Below are 24067 nucleotides of genomic sequence, written 5' to 3'. Positions count from 1 at the left end.
TGGAGTAGCATGTTAGAAGACGATACGGGCCTGGTCCTCGGAGTATCCCGCAGCGCAGGCAACCGTCGGTGGATCTGGCGCGATCCACGTCTGGCAGAGGCGGATAACCGCCTCGCCCTCGGTCTGGCCCAGCGTGCGGCCATTCCGGAACTTCTGGCCCGTATCCTGACAGCCCGTGGCGTTTCCGCCACGGAAGCTGCTTCCTTTTTGGACCCACGTCTCCGCGATCTCATGCCCGATCCATCCTGCCTGCAGGATATGGATGCTACCGCATCCAGATTGGCCGAAGCTGTCCGCAAGCATGAGCATGTGGGCCTTTTCGGCGACTATGACGTCGATGGGGCCTGTGGGACTGCACTGGTCTGCGATACGCTTCGTGAAATGGGTTGCACAGTCAGCACGCATATTCCCGATCGGATGACCGAGGGTTACGGCCCCAATACAACCGCTCTGGAAAAGCTTGTCGCTGACGGTGCGACCCTTCTGGTCTGCATCGACTGTGGAACAGCCGCCATCGACATTCTGAACGGCTTCCACGGTCAGACCGACGTCATTGTTCTGGACCATCACAAACCGGATGGTTCCATTCTTCCCAAAGGTCTTGTCGTAAACCCCAACCGACTGGACTGCACCTCCGGTCTGGGATCAATCTGCGCCACCGCAGTCGCGTTTCTGACAATGGTCGCCACAGTGCGCCTCCTCCGTCAGGAAGGCTGGTTCACGGACGGGCGCCAGCCGCCTGACCTTCTCAAACGCCTCGACCTCGCAGCCCTCGCCACCATCTGTGACGTGATGCCTCTGACCGGCCTGAACCGCGCTCTGGTCATGCAGGGACTGCGCGTCATGGGCCGTGGGGAACGGCTCGGTCTGGCAACCCTGTCTTCCGTCGCGGGCGTCAAGGAAGAAGCCAGTGCCATGGCCTGCGGTTTTGCACTTGGCCCACGGATCAACGCGGGTGGCCGGATTGCGAAAGCCAATCTGGGTCTGCGCCTTCTTCTGTCTGACGACGTTATTGAAGCCCGAGCGCTGGCGGATGAGCTCGACAGCGTCAATCGACAGCGCCAATCAGTTGAAGCCGGTATTCTGGCGCAGGCCATAGAGCAGGCCGAGCAGCAAATAGAAAACGGACACGCCGTTATCTTCCTGCATGGGGAAACATGGCATCCCGGCGTTGTAGGGATTGTCGCTGGACGTTTGAAGGAACGCTTTAATCGCCCTGCCCTTGTGGGGGCTTATACAGATGGCATCATTAAAGGCTCTGCCCGCTCCGTACCGGGCCTCGATATTGGAAATGCCATCATTACGGCACGGCAATCCGGTCTACTGGTCACAGGTGGCGGTCATGCCATGGCAGCAGGCTTTTCCCTGACAAGCGACAATGCTCCAGCATTCCATGACTTTCTGGATACCACTCTCTCCGAAGCACACGCGCTCCCTGTACAGGAAGCGCTGCGCATCGACGGTGTTCTAACCCTGCGCGGTGCTTCGCTTGAAGTTGCCTCCCAGCTTGAGCGACTGGCTCCTTTTGGACCAGGTAACGAGGAGCCCGTTCTGGCGATCAGCAATGTACGATGCGTCAAAAGCGATCGGATCGGCAAAGACGGCAATACGCTGCGTCTGATGTTCCAGGGTGAGGACGGAGGGACCCGACTGAAGGCGCTCGTCTTCCGTGCAGGAGACAAACCCTTCGTGCCACTTCTGGAAGATCGAGCAATGCCACTTCTGCATCTGGCGGGACATTTGAGGGTCGAAACCTGGCAGGAAAGAAAAAATCTAACTTTTTTCATTTCTGACGTTTCAGCCGCTTGACGGGGGTCCAGAACCCCCTTATACACCCGCTCACGCCTCCAGTCCCGTTCGTCTAGAGGCCTAGGACACCGCCCTTTCACGGCGGCAACACGGGTTCGAATCCCGTACGGGACACCAAGGTATTCAGCTAAAAACTGAGTTCCTTACACAGAATGAGCAACTCATTCTAACCACTTCAGTGCCAGTGCTATCTGCTGTTAAGTGTGTAAATGGGCTGGGGCCAAGCTTTCAACAATCTTACCTCAATATACCGGGATTGACTGTCGGATCAGTCTACACTGTGTCCATGATAGATCGTTTCTACGCCTGAGGCACCACGCCAGTGGCCGGTATGTCCTCGAGAAATACTTCAAAACAATAGATTATACGCAAGAATGCGTTGTCCTGCCCAGAACAGACCGATAGCGGCAATCACAAGCGAGCCAGGTATCGCAATACGGCTTCTGAACCATGGGCGCTTTCTGAACCAGCCCACCGCCAATGTCGCAAGCAGGATGATAAAAAGCTGCCCTGCATCGACCCCCAGATTGAACCCCAGAAGAGCACCAATAAAATCACGCTTGGGGAAAGGCACCTCGCTTAGACTGCTGGCAAAGCCAAAGCCATGAATCAGCCCGAACGCAAAAACCACCAAAAGCCGCATTATGCCCAACCGGGGGCTGAAGACATTTTCCAACCCAATAAATGAAATAGACAGCGCAATCGCAGGTTCTACAAAACGACTGGGAAGCTCGAAGATCCCATAGGTCGAAAGAAACAATGTTGTCGCGTGCGCAACGGTAAAGACCGTGGTTTGTGAAAGGAGTTTCCGCCAACTGATCCCAAGAAAGAAAAGCCCGAGAACGAAAAGAATATGATCTGTTCCTTCAGGAACAATGTGCTTGAAGCCCAGCTTGAGATAGATCGGAAGCTGTTGCCACCACGCCAACGTATCTGGATCAAAACTGGCAGGTTGATCAGCGTGATGGGTGGGAAGTTTGCCACGATACTCGAAGGACAGACTTTCATGTTGTCCTGCATCCATCCACCGGGTCTGTGTAAAATGTCGCTCAGGAAGTTGGAGCGTGTATGCAACCGGGTAATCAATCTGGGCGGCCAGCGGTATCCGAAGCTGTAAAGCCCCTCCCTCCGGAGGCAGCGCAACATCAAACTGGAAATGCGCAGGCTTGTCTGCTGCCAGATCCATGTATTCTGCCTGACTTTTCTGAGAGAAGCCGTACTTTACAAACGAGAGATGTAACGGTTTCGATCCTGCAAAAAGGGGCAGAACACGGGTAATAAGAGCAGCGACATGCTGCACTTCTGCCTCGTGTTGCGGCCCTTTTCCGATTGCCAAGGCATAATAACGAGCGGGATCACCAAGCAGAACTGTCAGATCCATATCGATCATGACGGTGGCCGCATCAGGTCGATCCAATGACACCAGAACTCTCGTCATGGATTCAGGGTCAGCCTCAGCAACAGAGGCCAACCCGAAAAGGGTCACAATGAGCAAGCTGCAAAGAACAGTCCTGAAAAACCGTCCCAGGCTGCGAACCTTCCTCATACCTTACCAGACCGTCGGCATCGTCTGCCCCGTCTGAAGAAGCACAAGCCCGCTGGGATTACCCGGATAGGGAACAACCAGCCGCCATGTGAAGGGACTGCATGTAATCATGGATATCAGAAGTCTCCGCGGATATCCCGGCGTTCCAATCCATTCCAGAGTATCCGCTTTGGCATAGACATTTTCCATGCTGGCCGCAGCATCCGGAATGGACCGGCTCGTCATCAGACCTGCAATTTCCAACTGCATTTCCGCCAGAACCTTGCCGTGAGACACCATCACGATGCCTCCTTTGAGTTCGGCAATGCGATTGACGGCCAGCGCCATGGCTTCGTCACTCGTCCCCATGACGGTGATATTATGCAGATCATGAGAAACAGATGTCGCAATCGCACTGTCTGGCGTCTTTGGGCCATTGCCCGTCCAGAACATCTTTCCCAGACGTCCCTGCCCCATGTAGCGATCCACAGTCGCGACTTTGATGATGTCATGGGCAATATCGCGCTGAACAACTCCGTTCACAACGGATAAAGTCGCGGTCTTCTGCACGGGGTCAGTATAAAACGGTGCCTGGATGGCGGCTGTGACGTGTGTTGTCCTGCCTTGAGGGGCAAGGATTTCAAAATCCTTTGCCGTCAGCTTCCTGCCAATATGAATGGTATCAGAGGCCCAGGACGGCCATGTGATTTTCGGAACAGGAAGAAGATACGTCCCATCCTGAGCCGCCAGCTTTCCATTTGCAAAAACATATTTGATTTTAACATCTGGCACAGACGACAGAAGAACCACATCCGCATAACGGCCCGGCGTGATTGATCCGACAATCTGGTCCATATGGCCGTGCTGCGCCGGATATAAGCTCGCCATGGCATAAGCGGCTTCTACCGGAGCACCCATCTTGATAGCCAGCCGGATATGATAGTCCATCGTCCCCTGCTTCAGGGTATCCGCAACATTCCGATCATCCGTGACAAGGGAAATATTGCTCCAGCTTTTCAGTCCCTTATTAACGAAATAGGGGATAGCCCGCTCAATATTATCATCCCGCAATTGCAGGAACAAACCGTGCTGAAGCTTGTTCCAGGCCTCCTGCGGCAACCGGGTTTCATGATCGCTGGACAGACCCGCGCCCGCAAAAGCGTTGATCGTATCCATATCCCACAAACCGGCACCGTGACCGTCGATCACCCCACGATTATCAAACGTCGCCTGAATGTTCTCCCAAATACGCTGATGCCCGGGGTGTGCAGGGTTGGATACCGCAGGCCAGTCCATGACCTCATCCAGTCCCTGAACCCGTGGGTTGTTGCGGATATTGTCCGCAATTTCCTGATAGGCGTAGCTGCCCCCGCCCTGTTCAAAAGCGGAAGGCGGCGTAGCCGATCCCAAAGCAGGAAAGATTTTCAGTGGGCTTCCGAGCCGTTCAGGCGTTAGCCAGAACTCCACGTTATGCACGCCGCTCACATTGGCAAATTCATGTGAGCCTTCTGTCGTCCAGGTATTTCCAAGCGGAATGACAAGAGCCGCCTCCCATTCCGGGGACAACATTGAGCTTTCGATGTGCTTATGGGACTCTCCAAAGCCCGGTACTGCCGGAAGGCCCTTGGCATCAAACACCGAAGACGCATGGCCCTTCCACTGCCCGGCTGGCCCAACCCATGCAATGCGTTTGCGGGCGATAACAATATCCTGCCCGTCTTCCCAACTCAGAGTATAGACGTTCAGTACCCGAGCATTGTGAATCACAAGATCGGCCGGTTCCCGTCCCAGCGCAACAGCTACAAGGGTCTGCCGCGTTTTGACTTCATCGCTGAAGGCAATCGGATGCAGCACATGGCTTGCCGTAGGCACATCGGAAGCTACTCCCGAGGCCATCGCGCCCGCCTCCATAAAACTCCCGATGCAGAAGCAGGACAGGGCGATTATGGAACGACGCCACAGAGACAGGACGATAGGCATTTTGATGATCCAGTCACTCAAAAAAGTGCCGGAGTGTAGGCTTACTAATAACGTATTCGCAATATTTTCGGAGGTGTTTTTAATCGAACACTCTGAAGCAGAATATATCCTACTCCGTACGGTCTCCATCCGTTTCCTACGTCTCTGAGCTTTTCGTCGGATACACAAACACATGAAACACGCTGTGGATTGCAGGGATCTTCAAAGGGCTCTAAAAACAACAATGAGAGTCATTCTTATTTACAGAAAATATTTTGGACTGGGCCGTAAAGGGCCAGATTTCACCACAGGGAAACTTCAGAAACATGCTCATCCACGTTCCAAATGTTCTGTCCGGCGAGGAAGTCCGCTACTGCCGTGAACGCCTGAAGACGGCAGAATGGACGGACGGCCGCGTTACGGCTGGAGAGCAGTCTGCGAAAGCAAAACTGAACCTTCAAATTCCACAGGATTCAGCCATATGCCGGGAGTTAGGGGAAATCGTTCTCCGCGCCTTGGGGCGTAATCCGACGTTTAACAGTGCAGCCCTGCCCTTGCGGGTTTATCCACCCCTTTTCAACCGGTACGATACCGGAATGCACTTCAATGCTCATGTCGATAATGCCATCCGGCCCGTTCCTGGGGCAGGCTTTCGCATTCGAACAGATGTTTCCTCCACGCTATTCCTGTCCTCCCCGGAAGATTATGATGGCGGAGAACTCGTCATTCAGGACACATATGGCCAGCAGAGCATCAAACTGCCAGCGGGCGATATGGTCGTATATCCCTCCACCAGTCTGCACAGCGTCAATCGTATTACGCGTGGAAGCCGCTGGGCGTCCTTCTTCTGGTCTCAATCTATGGTTCGGGATGATACAAAGCGCGCCTTGTTGTATGATTTTGACTGCTCCATCATCGAAACCCGCAAAGCATTGCCCGATGATCACCCAGCAGTTCTGGGCCTGACCTCCACCTACCATAACCTTCTGCGGCAATGGGCTGAACTGTAAACACGACAGCCACCAAACAAAGCCTCAGAGCAGGAACAGCGCTCTCCACGCTCACACCACATTTTGTCAATATGATCTGACGTCAAAACAGGCTTTTGCAACCAGCTATATCCGGGCAAGGCAGTTACAGGATTACCTTGCCCTCTCGAATAGCACCACCTCCCCGCCCTCCTCCGCACGGCTAAAGGATACGGCTATGGGGTAAAGCGTTTCTGGCATTTGAAACTGTTCTGCTCTAAAGGATTCACCTTTCTGGCAAACCACTTTGACTGCACTGGCCTCTTGTCAGAGACAGAGCCATAGAAATTATTCTTTAGCGTTTTGTTAGTGTTTTCTCGCAACACTGGCATCGTATGGACAAGCGGGACAGACTTTGTGATACCCCCCCCTGATTTTGGAACTTACCTCGAATCACTTCAAACGTGGTCCGAAAGCGCACATGATTCTTTTGTTCTGCACGCCCTGGACTGCTCAGCTATTGTGGCCGTTACCAATACGCGCGGACAGATCCTCTCTGCCAATGATAAGTTTATTGAAATCAGCGGGTATTCACGAGAAGAACTGATCAATCAGGATCACCGAATGCTCCATTCCGGCATTCACGATTCAAGCTTTTTCCAGAAAATGTACAAGACGATTGCACAGGGTAACGTCTGGCATGGCGAAATCTGCAACCGCCGGAAAAATGGTCAGCTTTACTGGGTTGATACAACGATTGTTCCGCGACGTGCCTCAAATGGAAAAGTCACAAACTACGTTGCGATCCGCTTCGACATTACCGCCCGGAAAAATGCCGAACAACGACTTACGGCTAACAAGCTGAAGCTTCAGGTAGCAGTTAATACGGACTTCCTGACGCATATTCCCAATCGCACATCATTCTCTCAATACCTCAAAGATCTTTTCACCTACGATCATCCAGACAATCGGTATGTCTGCCTGTGTCTTCTCGATATTGATACTTTCAAGGCCATTAACGACACCTCAGGCCATGAATCCGGCGACCGGCTGCTCAAGCGTATTGCCAACAGACTCAAAGCCTTTCAGGCAACAGATTGCTTTATCGCGCGTATTGGAGGCGATGAATTCGCCATCATCATGGTATCAGATGAGCCGCAGACATTTGAAATCCGGCTCAGGAAGATTCTTGAGACGATGCGCTTTCGTTTCAGGGGCGGTGGCCTGACGCATCATTGCAGCGCCAGTCTGGGCTATGCCGTTTCACGCCTTAATGACAGCCGGAGACGTGAGATCCTGCGATGTGCGGATCTGGCGCTTTATGAAGCCAAGGCTGAAGGACGTAACCGCATCAAGAAATACGCCCAGTTCATGAAGGAGAAAACCGAAAGGCGCTCCCGCATGAGAAAGGCTATTCAGCTTGGTCTCAAGAAAAAGCAGTTCAAGCTTTTTTATCAGCTCGTGCTCCCCCGGGACAACAAACGCCACCCTTCCTTTGAAGCCCTGCTACGCTGGGATCATCCCGAACGGGGTCTGCTTGGCCCGCACTATTTTCATGAAGCTTTTGAAGATGCTGAACTCAGCATTGCCATTGGCGATTTCGTGCTACGTCAGGCCCTGACGGACATTCAGCATCTGACAAAACAGAAGATCCCGTTTGAACGCGTTGCCATCAATGTCACGTCAGAAGATTTCCGGGATTATAATTTCACTGAAAGACTATTTCGGGAAATGCAGCGCCATGCTGTGCCTGCCGAAAAAATTACCATCGAAATTACCGAAAAAATCCTTTTCGGAATGCATAACCAACACATTCTGGACGAACTGAAGAACCTTCACCGGGCAGGTATCCAGATTTCTCTGGATGATTTCGGAACCGGTTTTGCGTCTCTTACCCATCTCCGCACCGTGACCTTCGACCACGTCAAAATTGATCGGGTCTTTACAGCAGGTGTGACGGAACGCGGGATTGATACCGCCATTATTCGGGGCGTGATCGATATCGTCCACAGCATGGGGCGCGTTGTGGTTGCCGAAGGCGTGGAAACAGCCGAACAGGCAGATGCCCTAGCCGTTATGGGATGTGATTTCTTTCAGGGATGGCATTTTTCCAAAGCCATCCCTCTTTCGCAAATTCCCCATATCCTCAATTTGAACGGACCACCGTGGATACGGCATGATCCGTTTGTGCTGGATATCGAAGTGGCGGAATAAATTCCGCTCATAGCCGGGAAGCCAAAAAAAGAGGCAGACACTTTCGCGCCTGCCTCTTGTGGTCCCTCAGAACCGCTGGTCAATACCGGTCAGGATTGTCCGGCGCAGACCATATTGCGGCGCACCAACACCAATGCCGCTGCCATCACGCAGAAGGTAGGTCTTGTCAAACAGGTTTGTGACGTCCAGACGAAGCTGTGTCTGCTTCAGGAACGGAACGTGGAACAGATCCTTGAAAGACTGAACCAAAGACAGGTTAAACGTCGCATACTGCGGAACCGACGCACCATTCGGCGTCGCCCCATCGGCTCTCAAGCCACTTCCGTACACCATGGTCGCTGACAGACGCAGCGGATGACCGGTCTTGTAGAACGCCGTGTAGCTTGTTCCCGCAGACGCCGTCCAACGCTGGTCATGATCCAGATGGACCCAGTGCTTCTTGATGTAGGACAGATCGTCCGGATCGAAGTTCCACTCCCCGGACACCACATCCTTGCCGATCGCGCGCGACCAGGAGAAGTTGCCGTACACGCTGAACGGACCGCGTGTGTAATCCGTTGAGAACTCGTATCCGTGTACCTGACCACGCCGGTAATTGAATACCGACAGGATGACCGGCGAGCCGAACTGTCCTTCGTCGATCATGTTCTTCGCCAGTTTAACATAGGCATCAAACGACGCATGCCAGCCCGGAAGGATCGTCTGGGAAAAACCGGCATCAAAGTAATGGTCGCGCTCAGCTTTGACCGTGCTGTTCTTATAGTTCGCAGGCTGTGCAGAGGTGCCAGTGTATTTGTACAGAGCCGTTCCGGTCACGAGTTCGAACGGCGGTGGCGTGAAGTACCGGGAATAGCCCGCATGGAAGGTTCCGCCATGCCAGGGCTTGTAAACGATATTGATGCGCGGGCTGACCTGCTTTGAATGGGTATATTCATCCACACCATCAAAGCGCAGACCGTAATTAATGGTCAGGTTTTTGATCGGGCGCCACTCATCCTGAGCATACAGTCCATACATCCAGCCAGTCCGGCCTGAACCCTCATGAATGTTCGCCGTATCGCCGGAGTAAACGGCGTTACCGTCGTCGTCTTCACCCGTCTGTGTGTAAACGGTTGAGTCAGACTTGGACGTGTTGCGTTCGACATAGATTTGATAGCCGAAGCGGACGGTATGGTTCTTCGCCGCCTGCCAAGTCGCATCCGTCTGGGTGCCTGTTGAGAAAACGGAACGGGCCGCACGTTGGGCGATACCGTTATAAACCAGATCACCCAGCGGATCGGGCGAATACCGCAGGGAACTGTATCGCAGAACGGCAGACGTCTGGAAGCTCAGACGGCCCATATCCTTCTGAAGGGACAGCATGCCAAAATCGGTAATTTCCTTTTGATGTTCGCTCAGGCTTCCACTGTCTCCTGTACCGTACTGGTTCTGGGACAAAGAGTTTCCAAGATAGGATGGGTTGGCAAACTGACGCTGTTGACCCGGATTGTTCGGAAGCTGGTACTCAGCATTGGAAACACCTGCCGTCAGGCTGATCCGGGTATTCTCGTCGGCCGTGTAACGGGCGTGGCCGAGGAAGTGATACTGATTGGTCAGATCATGGATCGCATTGAAACTGGGGGTCGTATTTTCAATGCCAACACGATTGTGGACATAATCAGCTGTCGCGAACCAGTCCCACTTCCCCTTGTGACCGCCGTATTGAAGTGACGGGAAGAAATAGTCGCGCGCGCCGCCGTAGATGGAGATGCTGCCACCGGGGTCGGAATAGCCGTTCTTGGTGTTGATATCGATCACACCGGCCTGAAGAAATCCGTACTCGCTGGGGAGTGCGCCGGTCGTCAGGGACATGGAATGTGCAAAGCGGGTCATCAGCGCCTGACCGAAGACACTCATCCCTTCCGGCAGTGCTACACCGTCCAGACGAAACTGAACTTCATTATGATCGCCACGGATATGGATCTGACCATAACTGTCCTGCGCGACACCCGGAGCCTGAAGCAGAACAGAGGTCAGCGGTGCATTGTCACCACCCGGATTGGTTTCGATATCCTGACGGCTGAAACGATAGGTGGTCGCGCCCGTAGAAGACTGAAGGGCGTCACGCGCGCGCTCCAGATGGGCGTTGACGACAATATCATCTTCGCCCGTCCGGCTTGTCTCCGTCACTGTCGTTCCGTGCTGATTGTCGGAATGACCAAAGCTGGACCGAGAAGTTTCAGTTTCAGCAGTCGTTGTCCCTGCCGTTGCGTCCTGTGCATGAGCAGCGCCACACAGGGCGGTCGTGCATCCAAGGAGCACAAGGAAAGATCGGGCAGACACAAAAGGCAGCATGCAGTCCTCAACAGACGAAAAAGATAATCAGCGGCAGCTTTGTATTATGTTATATCATAACGTATCAAGCCGAAGCGGACTCTTTTCCTCCTGTTTGCTTGCTCTGGCTTTCGGGTGAGATATAAAAGCCACAATTTCTGCCGTGTGCCGGTATCTCCCCTTTCAGAAGAGTTACTTTTCCCATGTCGTTTCGCAGGGTTCTTTTTCTCGGCGCCAGCCTTCTGAGCGCCACGTCCGCCTTCGCAGAGACGCTTCCACACAGCCAGAAATCGCACCGGCACATCACTCCAAAAGCCCTTGAAGCGCACACGGACGAGACCATCAAGGTCAGCGTCAGAAGAACGGATTTTGCTTTTCAAGCCGCCCAGAAACAGCCGGATGCCGATACGCGCTTGACCGCAGAGCGCCTGATCGAGCGCGGTGTTGTGACGTTACGCGACGTCGAACGTGTTGCCCCCAATCTGACGATTCAGTCCATCAACGGCACAGCCTCCACAAATTTCTATCTTCGCGGCGTGGGCTTCAATGACTTCACCCAGAACAACATTCCAACCGTTCTGACCTATTTCGATGACGTGCCATTTGCCTTTTCGACCATGGCCAGTGGCATGATGTTCGATCTGGCCGATGCAACGGTTACACCGGGCCCGGTCGGCACCACGCATGGACAGTCTGACACGGGCGGCGAAGTCCGCTTTCACACGGCGGACCCGACGAGCACCTGGCATTATGGTGCCAGCGAAGACATCGCCTCCTACGCCCGCAGTCGAAGCGAAGCCTATGTCTCTGGCCCGCTGGCCAAAGGGCTGGATTTTCGTCTGGCCGGACAAACCCGGCAAGGTGGCGGATGGCAAACCAATCCTGTTACGGGTGCTCACCTGGGAGATGCAGACTCCTGGGCCTTACGCGGAAAGCTTCGCTGGCGCCCGGATAGCAAAACAACAGTTCTGCTATCCGGCCATTTCGTTCAGGATGACAGCGAAGTCGTGACCGGGATTCCCGTTCATCGTCTGATTGGATCACAGGGATTACCCTCTCTGGGACGGCAGCAGGCGCAATGGTCTCTTCGGCCACAGTTCGCGGACCTTATTGGCCGTCCACGGAGTCTCAAACCCAGCGAACATAATCAGTTCTGGGGCTGGGATCTTCATATCGACCGCGATCTGGGCTTTGCCAAAATCACGTCCATCAGCGCCTTCGAGACAGAACGTCAGGGCGAATACACCGATCAGGACGCGACATCTGCCTCACAGGCCGACACTTATCGGACTATTAGCGCCAACGCGTTTACGCAGGAACTGCGGCTCTCATCCCGTGATCCATCCAGCCGTCTGCAATGGGTTGTCGGCGCATTCTATCAGCGCAGCCGGATGAAACAGCGCTTTCTGTTCGATTACACGGATTACTCCGCCCGCGGCTACATGATGTCCACCAACTTTGGGATGAACCAGGAAAGCACGTCCGAGTTTGGCCATATCAGTTATCGTCTGCCGCATAACGTGACGCTGTTCGGAGGTCTGCTCCACGAAATTGATGATCGCTCACTGACAGGTCTGAAATCGGAAATCTTCGGCCGATCGACCCATATCTTTCAGCCTGAGAGTACGGCCTCGGCCCAGTTTGCCGGACAGGTTGGCGTCTCATGGCAGATGCTGCAAAGCACCATGGTTTATTACAAGCTGAGCAAAGGCTTCAAACCGGGCGGATTCAGCGCAAACAATACTCAGATTCAAGCTCAGCTTGACCCATTCGGGCCGGAAACAGTGCTGACCCACGAAGTCGGCTTTAAAAGCGATCCGATTCCGGGAAAACTGCGCCTGAACGGCGCGGCCTTCTACAATGATTTCCATGGACAGCAGGTCGTCGGCACAGTTCTGATTCCGAATTATGGTCCGCTTAGCGAGATTACCAATGTTCCAAAATCCGAAAGCTGGGGTTTTGAGGGCACGCTGGAAATGCACCCTGTGCGGCACGTCTTTGTGACGCAGAATATTGGCTGGCAGCGGGGCAACTATCAGGATTTCCCGAACGTCAATCGCGCCGCAACAAATGCCTATTACGCCAAGACAGGCGTGTGGAAAGCCATAACCAATAATTTTGCAGGCGTGGATAACGGTCAACCCAAACTGACCCTGAACGGCCAGGCCGAATGGCGGCAACCCCTCACAGACAAGCTGGGCCTCGATGTCGGGCCTGACTGGTCTTATCGGGGGAGCCAGGCCATTGCCGTTGGAGGAACTGGCTTTTATCGCCTGCCGCCGTATTTCCTACTGGGCGCCCACGCCACCCTGCACCCCGCTTCAGGGCGCTGGGAAGCTACGATTTATGCGTCGAACATCCTGAACCGCCAGTATTTCGAAAGTGGCGGGATGGCGACAACAACATACTTCTATATCCCCGGCACCCCGCGATTTATCGGGGGCCGTATTTCAAGCAACTTCTGACCTGGAAGCAGATGATTGAAGCCCGCTTACTGGCGGGTTCCAATCATGCAGCGAACCAGCCCCTTGATATCCCGGATATTGGCCTCTGTTTCCAGCGGACAGTTCCACAATGTGTCCATTGCGCGGAAGTGTATTGTGCTGAGAAGCATGTCCAGAACCGTCTCGGCCGGGTAGCAGAACCCATCTTCACCACGCTGTCTTGCGCGCTCCAGAAAGCGGCGCATTTCCAGACGAGCCGGCTCAATGCTGACCTCGCGCAGGACAGTTCCGAATTCCGGGTTGTGAACTGCCTCACCCAGCAGGGTGCCATAGGTGCGCCCAAGTGGGGTCGCCAGAAACCGGATACGTGCCTCTACAAGCTGATCGACGTCTCCAAGAAAACTTCCCGTATCGACATCGGGGGTCAGGCTGGTCTTCCACTGACGGATTGCGTCAAAGAACATGGCCTGCTTCGTAGGCCAGCGCCGGTAAACGGTTGCGGTTGAAACGCCTGCAGCTTTGGCCACCTTGCCAATCGTCAGGCCCTGATACCCTTCTTCGGTCAGGACCGTGGCAATTGCCGTCAGAATCGTGTCTTTCAGCAGAAGATTGATGGGTCGACCAGGCGAACGCCCTGCCCTCATATCTCCGAGATGCGGCGGAAAAACTTCCTTTACCGCTAAAGATGATGACTGGGACATACCCAGCCTCCCTGTTGAAAAAGGTCTTGTCTCTAGCCTTAACGAAATCGAGAGGCTTTTCACAAGGCTTAAGATTGGTGCGTTTCTCGGAAAAAACACCCCTCATGAAATTGTGAGCATTCCATGAGAGACAAGCCCAGCGTCTTTTCCGCCTTTCTCAGACAAATAAACAGGGCATTTTATTCAAAACGTCGGAGGCGTACAGGCGCTGATCAGTTCGCAGGGCTCCTCACCAATGCAACGGAACCTATGAGGTTTGCGGCTTTCGAAATAGTAAGCATCACCCGGCCCCAGAATATGGGTCTGATTTTCTACAGTGATTTCGACCTGGCCGCGAATAACAACGCCTGCCTCTTCCCCCTCGTGAGCATAGGCAACACCCGTATCCGAGTCAGGCTCATAGCGCTCATGCAGAACCTGAAGCGAGCGTCCGAACAGGTTGCTGCCAACCTGTCGCAATGAGACGCCCCCCTGCCCAATTTCCGTAAGATCCCGGGCCTCATAGAAGTATTGTTCCTGTCCCTCAGTCTGGAAGCTGAAAAAATCTCCCAGCGTAACAGGGATACCATCAAGCACGCGCTTCAGAGTCCCAATTGAGGGATTCATATCGCCTGATTCGATCAGGGAAATTGTAGAATTGGTGACACCTGTACGCTTGGCCAGTTCCCGCTGAGATAAATTTTTTGAAACACGAACAAGCCGCAGTCTCTGACCAACATCCGCCACCATTCGCTCTCCCTGCTCTGACAGTCTTTGCAGTATGTCATAACGGTTCAGGAATGGAACACGGAAAAGACTGCTACGCCAACGGGATGCCGATCAGAGGTGTAGCCACAGATCCCGCAAATTTTTTGCGACGAGCATATCTCTCGAAACGGATTAAACGAGCGATGATTTATGGTAACTTTATTAAATTGCGAAATTCACCAACCCCATGATGCTTCCACAAAAAAAAGCCTGCCCGATGCAGTCGGACAGGCTTTGGGTCAGGCAAACATCAAAACCGTTCTTTGCAGTACGTCAAAGAGCGGCAAGACTCCGCCAGATCATATAGGCCGCAACGACAAAGATAACGCCAGCAAAGAACGTGGTTAAGGTACTACCCACCCCGGCAAGACGACGTGCCGCAGACGTGCCCAGCGTACTCCCTATAACGCCTCCAATTACAAAGAGAGCGGCCATAACCCAGTCAACATATCCTGACAGCATGTAACTCAGGGCTGTACTTGCACCAAAGGCCGCAACTGCAACCAGCGATGTGCCAATCGCATTCAGAATAGGCATTCTTGTACAGGCAACCAGAGACGGAACGATCAGGAAGCCCCCGCCAATACCGAAAAAGCCGGAAAGAAGACCTGTCCCAAGACCACTGGCCATGACTTTGGGCATATTGTCGCGGTTGCAGGCAGCCCCTGCAATTCCCGGATTGCGGCGCCCCCGAAGCATCAGGACACCCACGACAACCATCAGGATGGCAAAGCACAGAAGCAGTTTCTGGCCATCCACCTCTTTCCCCAAAGCTGCGCCAACCAGGGCACCAACTACGCCAAATGGTGCAAAAACAGCCGCACACCGCCATTTGACCGTTCTTTGTCGCGCATGACTGACCAACCCAGCCAGCGCGTTGACAGCCACCGCCAAGGCGCTGGTTCCAATGGCGACATGAGGGTTTTTCACCCCCACCACATAAACCATCAGAGGCACAGCGAGGATGGACCCACCCCCGCCAATCAATCCAAGCGTGAAGCCGATAATGACGCCACAGAACAGTTCAATCGCGATATGCATTATTCTGGCTGACGATCATTTCTTACCAGATTTCAAAGGCTTGGGAGCGACAAAAAGCTCATGACCCTTGAGCATTCCCTTCCAGTAAAGAGCGGGCATAACGTATTTCTTCAGCCACCAGGCAAGACGGGTCGCTTTCTGACCGTTGAGCAGCCATTTCGGCATCGTCGGGGCAAGTTTGCCACCATAGGAAAACTCAGCCAACACGATTTTGCCGTTCTCCACCGTCAACGGGCACGCGCCATATCCATCATATCCTGAAACCGGATCCTTGCGCTTCAGAAAAGCCAGTACGTTTGTTGCCACAACAGGAGCCTGAACACGCACAGTCGCCGCCGTCTTGGCACAGGACGTACCGATCACGTCTCCAAGAGCAAAGACCTGTGGATAACGGACATGCTGCAATGTTTCGGGATTGACCTCCACGAACCCGTCTGAGCCCGCGATGGCGCTTTCACGCACGACTTTCGGGGAGACCTGTGGCGGGACGACATGCAGCATATCGAACGCACATTCCACGCGATCAACACCGGTTTCCGTCTTACGCTCGAACACGGCAATGCGCTCCGGCCCGTTTACTGCCACCAGCTTGGAGCCAAGATGCAAAGCGATATCGTAGTCACGCACATAATTCATCAGGGCGGGAACGAATTCCTTTACACCAAACAGGCCTGGCGTTGCTGTATTGAAATCGACCGAAATGCTTTTCAGAACACCCCGACGGCGCCATGCGTCACAGGCCAGGTACATGGCTTTCTGCGGGGCACCAGCGCATTTGATCGGCATCGGAGGCTGCGTAAAGATCGCCTTACCCCCCTTCAGTTGCTCCACGAGTTGCCAGGTGTATGGCGCCAGATCATAGCGGTAGTTGGACGTGACACCGTTCTTGCCCAGCGTTTCTGTAAGGCCGGGAATTGCATCCCAGTTCAGGGAAATGCCGGTTGCAACGATCAAGGCATCATAAGACAGAACCGTCCCGTCCTTCAGAACCACCTCACGCGCTTCCGGACGGAAAAGTTCTACCGCATTCTTTAGCCAGACCGCGCCCTTCGGAATCAGATCCTGTTCACGCCGACGTGTCTGCGCGGCCTTGAAGACACCGCCACCCACCAGCGTCCAGCCTGGCTGATAGAAATGTTCTTCGGACGGCTCCACAATACCCAGCGCAAGAGCAGAATCGCGCTTAAGCAAACTTGCCGCAACAGACAGACCACCGGCTCCACCGCCAATGACCAGAACCTGAAAATGACGTGCCCCCTCACGAGACGACATGGAAGGCGCTGGCACAGCCTCAAGACGAGACTTCAGCCCTCCCAGATCAATCCCTGCACGCGCGGCATCCGCAAGAATGTCACTGGCCGGACGAGAGCCAGCCTCCGCCAAAGCCCAGATCTGGGCAGCACGGGTGCCAGAGCGACAATAGCCCACGATTGGAGCTGGCAGGGATGTCAAAGCTGCACGGGTTGCCTGAATCTGAGAGTCATCAGGCACAGTCCCTGCCTTAACCGGAATGGTAACAAACGCCATATCCGCCGCTTTTGCAGCCTCAGCGACCAGATTGGCTTCTGGCTGGTCCGGGGCTTCACCATCCGGGCGAAAACAGATGATGCTGCGAAAGCCCTCACTTTTCAGAACAGCAACGTCCTGCGGTGCGACCTGAGGGGAAACAGCATAGCGTTCCGTGATATGGTTTGTCGGCATGGTGGCCTCTCCGGTAACAGTGAAACTGAAAAAACAGGGTCCGCTCAGAGGCGGTTGACGGGAATTTTGATGTAGCTGATGCCGTCTGCTTCCGGCTCGGGCATATGTCCGCCACGCATATTGACCTGTACAGACGGCATCAGCAGCTTTGGCATGGCAAGTGTGGCATCCCGCGTTGTACGCATGGACACGAATTCGTCTTCACTGATGCCATCATGAACATGGATGTTGCACTCGCGCTCCAGCGCAACCGTCGTCAGCCAGGCATAGTCATCGCGGCCGGGTGCTTTGTAGTCATGACAGAGAAAAAGGCGCGTCTCTGGCGGCAGGGACAACAAACGACGAATGGACTGGAAAAGCTGACGGGCATCGCCCCCCGGAAAATCCGCACGAGCCGTCCCGAAATCTGGCATGAAGATCGTATCCCCCACAAAAGCGGAGCTTCCGATAACAAACGCCATATCAGCGGGGGTGTGGCCAGGGACGTGCAAAACCGTAACGGGAATTTCGCCAAGCAAGAAAGTCTCGCCGTCCTTGAACAGTCGATCAAACTGGGACCCATCACGAGCGAAACGTGTTCCGGCATTGAAAATTTTGCCGAAAACATTCTGGACACGAATGATGTCCGCACCAATTCCCAGTTTTCCGCCAAGCTGTTCCTGCAACCATGGGGCTGCCGACAGATGGTCAGCGTGTGCATGGGTCTCAAGCTGCCAGTCCACCGTCAGCCCTTCGCGGCGGACATAGTCCACAATCACCTGTGCAGAGCCGTTGGATGTGCGCCCGGCAGCGGCATCATAGTCGAGTACGCTGTCGATAATTGCTGCACGGCGCGTCACCGGGCAGTGAACGACGTGACTGGCGGTATTTGTCGCTTCATCAAAGAACGTGCAAACTACAGGAGATGGAACCTCACCGTTCTGCACACGTCTGATCTGGGCGGTCGCAGCTTCAATGGCAGCATCGCGCATGACGTTTTCACCTCTGGAGTTTATCGTTTCCAAAAAATTTATTATTGGTTTAATAAAGTCATTAACTATCAAACGTCAAGACCCGGACAAGCTGGAACAGGACCATGACAGGCCCCATCACTGACGATCTTCCCTTCCCCACCCTGCGTATCGGGGATGAAGCTCCGGATTTCACTGCCCGTACGACACACGGTGAATTCGTTCTGAGCGCCCTACGCGGACGGTGGGTTCTGCTGTTTGCCCATCCGGCAGACTTTACTCCCGTTTGCACCAGCGAATTCATCACCCTCTCCAGACAGGAACCTGCTTTCCGGGAACGGGATTGTGTTCTGCTCGGATTATCCGCAGACAGTCTGCCCTCACATCTGGCGTGGGTGTCCGCTATTGAAGAACAGTACAACGTGCGTGTTCCCTTCCCGATTGTGGAAGACCCTTCCCTGGAAGTGGCCCGTGCATACGGCATGATGGATCTACAGGCGCAGAACAGTGCCACGGTCCGATCGGTTTTCTTCATTGACCCAACAGGGATCATCCGCACGATCCTCACCTATCCTGCCAGTGTAGGACGCTCTGTTGCCGAACTTCAGCGCATCCTCTGCGCCCTGCAGGAAGTCGATCGGTCAAACATTCTGACCCCTGAAGGATGGCAACCGGGCGAACCGGCTATTGCGCCTCCGCTCCAGACACAGGAAGCCGTTCAGAAAGCTGGACCAAGCTGGTTCCTTCAACCGAAAAGGCCCCGCTCATGACCCTTCTTGCTCTCGAAGAAAGTCGTAATCTTGCGGAGTGGCTGCGCCTCCTCGCACAACCCCAACGCCTGACAATCCTCTCTGCCTTGCTGGATGGCCCTCATGCCGTCAGCGAAATCGAAAGCATGACGGGAATCGGACAGCCGACCCTGAGCCAGCACCTGGGAACGCTACGGCGCAGCGGCCTGATTGAGTCTCAGCGAGAATCACGTGCCATCAGTTACTGCATGGCCGATACACCCGATGCGGCCCGCGCCCGAATGCTCCTGATGACCCTTCGACCGGACGGCCAGGCCGTGGCACCGTCTGCAGCAGCCCCACTTCGCCAAGCGAGTATTCAGGCGGCATCCCAGGATGGGGCACGATTTGCCCGTATTATTCGGCCCCTGCCGCGGTCAGTGTAAAAAGGACTGTTTCCGGTCTATTTATGTATTTCTGTCATTTTCTTGACGGGAGTGTATTCAGACTGGAAACCGCTTCTCTTGCCGGACGCTTTTACATCAAAAAGGAGATGGCTCATGACCTGCTATCCAATCCGTTACCTGATGACACTGACCTGCATGGCCGGACTGACTCTTGGGTCCGCCCACGCTGCGACACGCGACGAGCAGAAACAGGCCTGTCAGGGAGATGCCATTCGGCTGTGCACGTTTGCCATCCCGAATGAAGCCAAAATCACGGCCTGCATGAAGAAAAAGCTGGATCAGCTTACCCCCAAATGCCGCGCCATGTTCGACCCCCCAGCCAAGAAGGCCAGTACCATCTCCAAACCCAAAGAATGATCTTTCCAGATTGTGCTGTCGTAATTGTGAAGACGGAATGGACCTCCGCAGGCTAATATTTGTTTTCAGGGCCTTATCCCTGACGGGTCAGCGCAACATCCCGCAGGATTGCGTGAAAGATCCGTTTTCATTATTGGACAGCGTATGAAAACCACCCGTCAGCACGGCCGCCGCAAAGTTACCCTCAAGGATGTAGCAGCACAGGTCGGGGTGTCTCACACGACAGTCTCCAATGCCTATATTCGCCCCGGTCAGCTGTCTGCGGCGCTGCGTGAGAAGATTTTCGCAGCGGCACAGGAGATGGGTTACACAGGCCCCGATCCGGCAGCCAAGCAGCTTGCGACAGGACATTCAGGTGCGCTCGGGTTTCTTTTCAGCGAAGACCTCCCCTACGCCTTCTCCGACCCGGCCGTCCTGACCGTTCTGAATGGCGTGGCCAAAAGCTGTAACGAGCTTGAAACCGATCTGGCGCTGATCTCCGCTGGCAGCAGCCTTCGTAACATGAATACGCCGGTTTCATTGGGCAACGCTGCTGTTGATGGATACATCCTGTACTCCGTCGCCCCCGACAGCCGCTGCGTCATGATGGCCCAGCAGCGCAATGTGCCGCTGGTTGTCGTCGATCAGCCAAGACTTGATGGCGTCCCGTATGTTGGCATTGACGACCGGGATGCGGCCTACAAAGCCGCCAAAACACTTCTGGAACTTGGCCATCGCAGCTTTGGCATCCTGTCTCTCAAAACGGCTCATGACGATTATTTTGGTATCCTGACAGCAAAACGCCGGGCCAACATCGCACACAGTACGATCGCCATGCGCCTGGAGGGATACCTGACTGCTCTTCAGGAAGCCGGGATTGCTCCCGAGACTGTTCCGGCCTGGGAAATTCCCATCAATTCTGAAGAGGCTGGTGCAGAAGGCGCCCGTTTTCTCATCAATCGGCCAGAACGCCCCACAGCGATCCTCGCGATGAGCGATCGTGTCGCGATCGGCGCCATGAAGACCATTCGCGCGGCAGGGCTGAGTATTCCGCAGGACGTGTCCATTTTTGGTTTTGACGATATTCCCGCCGCAGCGACCGCAGATCTCAGCACAATCCGCCAGCCCCATGAGCAAAAGGGCACGGAAGCCGTTCGCCTTCTAGTGCAGCAGGACGGCCGTCAAAATGTCATTCTCAAAACAGAACTCGTGAAGCGCGGCAGTATTGGCCAGCCCCCCAAGGCTGAGCCTTCTAGGGGCTGAGCCTCCCCGTTACAGGCTGACGACGTTCAGAAGATCGGCAACGCGATCAATCCGGTAATCCGGTCTGAGATCAATGCAGGGTTGCGCGGCACCATGACCATAACTTGCCCAGCAGGAGGCGATGCCCGTATTGCGGGCGAAGGTCAGATCCGCCAGCGTATCCCCCACCATCAGGAATTCAGCAGAATCCGCTTCCGGGAACAGAGGCCGCACCCGATCCGTCATGACGCGGGGATCAGGTTTATGGGGATATTGCGGCTCTGAGCCTATAACGCCGCTGAACCAGCGCGACAGGCCAAAGCGCTCAATGCTTTTATGAACTGTCGGCGCATGCTTGTTACTCAGGACAACAAGCGTTGCGCCTTTGCCCTTCAGAGCTTCCAGAACCGGTTTCACCCCATCGAACAGAACTGTTTCTTCCTGATCGGCCCTTGGATAACTGGCACGGTAATGCCGCACAAACGCTCCGGCATCTTCGTCTTCACTGTCCGGAACGATAGCCTGAAAAAGCGTCTGAAGTGTCCCACCCTTCGACAGTTCCGCCTTGAGAGCATCAGGGGACGGACTGTCGTAACCACTGGCCTCGAAGGCTTCTTTCAGGCTGCGAAGAATGGCCGGCTGCGTTTCCGCCAGAGTACCATCGTAGTCGAGAAGAATAATCGGGAATCGTGTCATTCCCTTTTGTCACCCCGTTTGGGCTGGAAATCCAGCCCTTGCCTCTTCAAAGGGGACGGTGCTTGAGCAGGCGACAGAGAGCGGATGCTGTATCTGCATGATTCAATGTGTAGAAATGGAACTGCTCCACACCTTCGGCCCTCAAAGTCTGACACAAACGATCAGCAATGGTCGCAGCCACAAGCGTCCGCGTCTGTGGCGTCTCATCCAGCCCATCAAACAGATCGCGCATCCACCTCGGCACGTTTGCACCGCACATCTCGGCAAATTTCCAGGCTTGTGCAGCACTTCCGACGGGGAGAATACCCGGCACAATCGGCTGCTCGATTCCAACGGCAGCCGCCCGGTCCCGGAAGCGTAAGAATGTGTCCGCTTCAAAGAAAAACTGCGTTAGAGCCCGGTCCGCGCCAGCATCAATTTTCGCCCGCAGATGCTCCAAATCCGACTGCGGACTAAGTGCCGCAGGATGTGTTTCCGGGTATGCCGCCACGGAGATTTCGAACGGCGCAACTTCCTTCAGTCCACGCACCAGATCCACAGCCCCCGCGTAACCTTCCTGATGAGGCTCATAGACACCCCCGGCTGACGGCGGCGGATCACCACGCAGAGCCACGATGTGCTTCACACCAGCATCCCAGTATGCCCGGGCCACGGCGTCGACCTCTTCCCGGGAGGCTCCCACGCAGGTCAGATGCCCAGCCATTGGCGCGCCAGTTTCGCGAACCATATCTTTCAGGGTGGCCAAGGTGCGGTCCCGTGTTGAACCGCCTGCCCCATACGTCACGGACATGAACTGCGGGCCAAAAGCAGCAAGCGTTTTTGCGTTCTCCAACAGCGTAGCGGCTGCCTTCTCCGACTTTGCGGGGAAAAATTCGAACGAAATTGCGGGCAGCGGCCCTGTCTGTGCGGCCATCACGCCAGCTCCTTAGTTCAATATTTGAGATCAGTTAGGACGTTGGCCAAGCCAGAGCTTGACCGTCAGTTCGCCTTCAAGAGCAACCGGCTCCGCAGGGATCAAACCGGCAGCACGAAACCATGCCGCCATCTGTGCATCCGTGAAACCGAGACGGACATGCGCGTCGCGCGTGCGAAGTTCTTCACGGCTATGGGACGCAAAATCGACGACCAGCAATCGACCGTTTCCATCAAGAATACGGGCAGCTTCCGCAATGGCCGCCGCCGGATGCTGCGCATAGTGCAGAACCTGATGCATGATCGCGACATCCGCAGAGTGCTCTGGCAAGGGAAGAGCCTGGAAATCTCCCTGGCGCAGATCGGCCTGCTCCAAACCCGCCGCCGCCAGTTTGGTTCGGGCCAGACGAAGCATGGACGGGCTGCGATCAAACCCGATAACGGTAGTAGCACCCACCCCAAGCAGTTCCATCATGCGGCCGGTTCCAGTCCCGATATCCACCAGTCGCCCGATCGGAAACGCTGAAAGCGTCTTCACAATCGCAGCTTCGACTTCCCGTTCCGACACATGCAGGGAACGCAATGCATCCCACTCGGCGGCATGGGTTTCAAACCAGTCTTCCGCGGCAATAGCGCGGACATCCCGGATCGCCTGCAAGCGAATACGATCTGCCCGGATTTCCGCCGGCTCCCTCACAGTCCAACGATCCAACGCCATGAATACAGGTTCAAGAATTTCCGGCGTCCCTAGCGTCAGAAAAACCCAGCTTCCTTCCTTACGACGCTCGATCAGCCCTGCGTCGGCAAGGATTTTGACATGCCGTGACACGCGGGGCTGACTTTGCCCGAGCACCTGCGCAACCTCGCCGATGGACAGTTCCATCTCGCGCAGAAGGGCCAGAATCCGCAGACGGGTCATGTCCGCCAAGGCCTGAAAAATAGTAAGTGCCTGCTCCATATGGATTTACATATAAGGAGTTCTTTATATGAGCAAGAGCTATTGACTCTTTTTCAGAACATGCGGCAGTCATAAGGCTTGTCATGGTTCCATGTCGGATGTTCGCGCATCTGGTGTGGCTAAGAGGGAAGCCGGTGCAAAGCCGGCGCTGCCCCCGCAACTGTCAGCGGCGAGTGCCGATTCCACACAGGCCACTGGATGAAAGTCCGGGAAGGCGGAATCAGCGCGAAGACCCGTAAGCCAGGAGACCTGCCACGGCACATAACATCCTCCGGCGGGGCGTTCCGGAAGGGTCACGCATGTCTCCACGCCGCACATTGCCTGTTCGGGGCGTGAACGATCCTGCATGCCCTGCG

General features: G+C 54.9%; 19 protein-coding genes, 1 tRNA gene and 1 riboswitch. Of the genes, 9 read left to right on the top strand and 11 right to left on the bottom strand.

Annotation, left to right across the window (positions count from 1 at the left end; translation table 11 throughout):
• Nucleotides 1-9: 9 nt before the first annotated feature.
• Both recJ and GJA01_RS09250 read left to right on the top strand, forming a co-directional pair.
• Nucleotides 10-1809: a single-stranded-DNA-specific exonuclease RecJ gene (gene recJ, locus GJA01_RS09255; RefSeq protein ID WP_062504220.1), complete on the top strand. Its 1800-nt coding sequence runs from the start codon at nt 10-12 to the stop codon at nt 1807-1809.
• 41 nt (nt 1810-1850) lie between these two features.
• Nucleotides 1851-1926, top strand: a tRNA-Glu gene (locus GJA01_RS09250).
• A gap of 232 nt (nt 1927-2158) precedes the next feature.
• Here the strand turns inward: GJA01_RS09250 and GJA01_RS09245 are convergent.
• Both GJA01_RS09245 and GJA01_RS09240 read right to left on the bottom strand, forming a co-directional pair.
• Entirely contained in the window at nt 2159-3295 is a 1137-nt protein-coding gene (locus tag GJA01_RS09245; RefSeq protein WP_253783326.1) for a HupE/UreJ family protein, read from the bottom strand.
• Between the two features lie 63 nt (nt 3296-3358).
• Complete coding sequence (locus tag GJA01_RS09240) at nt 3359-5314, bottom strand: adenine deaminase (protein WP_062504217.1); 1956 nt, start codon at nt 5312-5314, stop codon at nt 3359-3361.
• A 305-nt stretch (nt 5315-5619) separates the two neighbouring features.
• Between GJA01_RS09240 and GJA01_RS09235 the strand changes: the two genes are divergently transcribed.
• Together GJA01_RS09235 and GJA01_RS09230 are read left to right on the top strand one after the other, a co-directional pair.
• On the top strand, nt 5620-6303 hold the full coding sequence (locus tag GJA01_RS09235; RefSeq protein WP_010500776.1) for a Fe2+-dependent dioxygenase: 684 nt from the start codon (nt 5620-5622) through the stop codon (nt 6301-6303).
• Between the two features lie 480 nt (nt 6304-6783).
• Nucleotides 6784-8475, top strand: a complete 1692-nt coding sequence (locus GJA01_RS09230; protein WP_253783314.1) for a putative bifunctional diguanylate cyclase/phosphodiesterase — start codon at nt 6784-6786, stop codon at nt 8473-8475.
• 66 nt (nt 8476-8541) lie between these two features.
• Here the strand turns inward: GJA01_RS09230 and GJA01_RS09225 are convergent, their stop codons facing one another.
• Entirely contained in the window at nt 8542-10809 is a 2268-nt protein-coding gene (locus GJA01_RS09225; RefSeq protein ID WP_062504213.1) for a TonB-dependent receptor, read from the bottom strand.
• A gap of 182 nt (nt 10810-10991) precedes the next feature.
• Between GJA01_RS09225 and GJA01_RS09220 the strand changes: the two genes are divergently transcribed.
• The gene (locus GJA01_RS09220) at nt 10992-13253 is read left to right on the top strand and encodes a TonB-dependent receptor (protein WP_062504211.1); all 2262 of its coding nucleotides are present in this window, start codon (nt 10992-10994) and stop codon (nt 13251-13253) included.
• A gap of 26 nt (nt 13254-13279) precedes the next feature.
• Here GJA01_RS09220 and GJA01_RS09215 read toward each other — a convergent pair whose 3' ends face one another.
• The 5 genes from GJA01_RS09215 to GJA01_RS09195 form a co-directional block, all read right to left on the bottom strand.
• Nucleotides 13280-13933 carry a TetR/AcrR family transcriptional regulator gene (locus GJA01_RS09215; protein WP_010500769.1) on the bottom strand — a complete coding sequence of 218 codons (654 nt, stop codon included), beginning with the start codon at nt 13931-13933 and terminating at the stop codon, nt 13280-13282.
• Between the two features lie 183 nt (nt 13934-14116).
• Complete coding sequence (locus tag GJA01_RS09210; RefSeq protein ID WP_061932821.1) at nt 14117-14662, bottom strand: cupin domain-containing protein; 546 nt, start codon at nt 14660-14662, stop codon at nt 14117-14119.
• Nucleotides 14663-14953: 291 nt separating this feature from the next.
• On the bottom strand, nt 14954-15721 hold the full coding sequence (locus GJA01_RS09205) for a sulfite exporter TauE/SafE family protein (protein ID WP_062504209.1): 768 nt from the start codon (nt 15719-15721) through the stop codon (nt 14954-14956).
• Nucleotides 15722-15736: 15 nt separating this feature from the next.
• Nucleotides 15737-17422: a bifunctional protein tyrosine phosphatase family protein/NAD(P)/FAD-dependent oxidoreductase gene (locus tag GJA01_RS09200; protein WP_062504207.1), complete on the bottom strand. Its 1686-nt coding sequence runs from the start codon at nt 17420-17422 to the stop codon at nt 15737-15739.
• A 44-nt stretch (nt 17423-17466) separates the two neighbouring features.
• The gene (locus GJA01_RS09195; protein WP_062504205.1) at nt 17467-18393 is read right to left on the bottom strand and encodes an MBL fold metallo-hydrolase; all 927 of its coding nucleotides are present in this window, start codon (nt 18391-18393) and stop codon (nt 17467-17469) included.
• Between the two features lie 104 nt (nt 18394-18497).
• On the opposite strand from GJA01_RS09195, the gene GJA01_RS09190 reads away from it, so the two are divergent.
• The 4 genes from GJA01_RS09190 to GJA01_RS09175 all read left to right on the top strand — a co-directional run bounded on the left by GJA01_RS09190 (nt 18498) and on the right by GJA01_RS09175 (nt 21166).
• A complete protein-coding gene (locus GJA01_RS09190) occupies nt 18498-19142 on the top strand; it encodes a peroxiredoxin (protein ID WP_010500759.1) in 645 nt (214 codons plus the stop codon).
• Complete coding sequence (locus GJA01_RS09185) at nt 19139-19546, top strand: ArsR/SmtB family transcription factor (protein ID WP_010500758.1); 408 nt, start codon at nt 19139-19141, stop codon at nt 19544-19546. The genes GJA01_RS09190 and GJA01_RS09185 overlap by 4 nt, the downstream gene beginning before the upstream one ends.
• Nucleotides 19547-19660: 114 nt before the next feature.
• A complete protein-coding gene (locus GJA01_RS09180; RefSeq protein WP_062504203.1) occupies nt 19661-19924 on the top strand; it encodes a hypothetical protein in 264 nt (87 codons plus the stop codon).
• Nucleotides 19925-20068: 144 nt separating this feature from the next.
• Nucleotides 20069-21166, top strand: coding sequence for a LacI family DNA-binding transcriptional regulator (locus GJA01_RS09175; RefSeq protein WP_062504265.1), 1098 nt, complete (start codon nt 20069-20071; stop codon nt 21164-21166).
• Nucleotides 21167-21175: 9 nt separating this feature from the next.
• On the opposite strand, the gene GJA01_RS09170 is transcribed toward GJA01_RS09175, so the two are convergent.
• From GJA01_RS09170 to GJA01_RS09160, 3 genes are read right to left on the bottom strand one after another with little or no spacing between them, the layout of a single operon-like run.
• Nucleotides 21176-21841: an HAD family hydrolase gene (locus GJA01_RS09170; protein ID WP_010500755.1), complete on the bottom strand. Its 666-nt coding sequence runs from the start codon at nt 21839-21841 to the stop codon at nt 21176-21178.
• A gap of 46 nt (nt 21842-21887) precedes the next feature.
• Nucleotides 21888-22754 (bottom strand): methylenetetrahydrofolate reductase [NAD(P)H], encoded by an 867-nt coding sequence (metF, locus tag GJA01_RS09165; RefSeq protein ID WP_062504201.1) that lies wholly within the window; start codon nt 22752-22754, stop codon nt 21888-21890.
• A gap of 30 nt (nt 22755-22784) precedes the next feature.
• Nucleotides 22785-23711: an ArsR/SmtB family transcription factor gene (locus GJA01_RS09160; RefSeq protein WP_062504199.1), complete on the bottom strand. Its 927-nt coding sequence runs from the start codon at nt 23709-23711 to the stop codon at nt 22785-22787.
• A 67-nt stretch (nt 23712-23778) separates the two neighbouring features.
• Nucleotides 23779-23982, top strand: a riboswitch (cobalamin riboswitch).
• Nucleotides 23983-24067: the final 85 nt, after the last annotated feature.

The sequence above is a fragment of the Gluconobacter japonicus genome, from assembly GCF_002723975.1.
Taxonomy (GTDB): Bacteria; Pseudomonadota; Alphaproteobacteria; order Acetobacterales; family Acetobacteraceae; genus Gluconobacter; species Gluconobacter japonicus.
The sequence above is the reverse complement of the archived record's forward strand: the minus strand, read 5'-3'. Positions and strand labels throughout refer to the sequence as shown.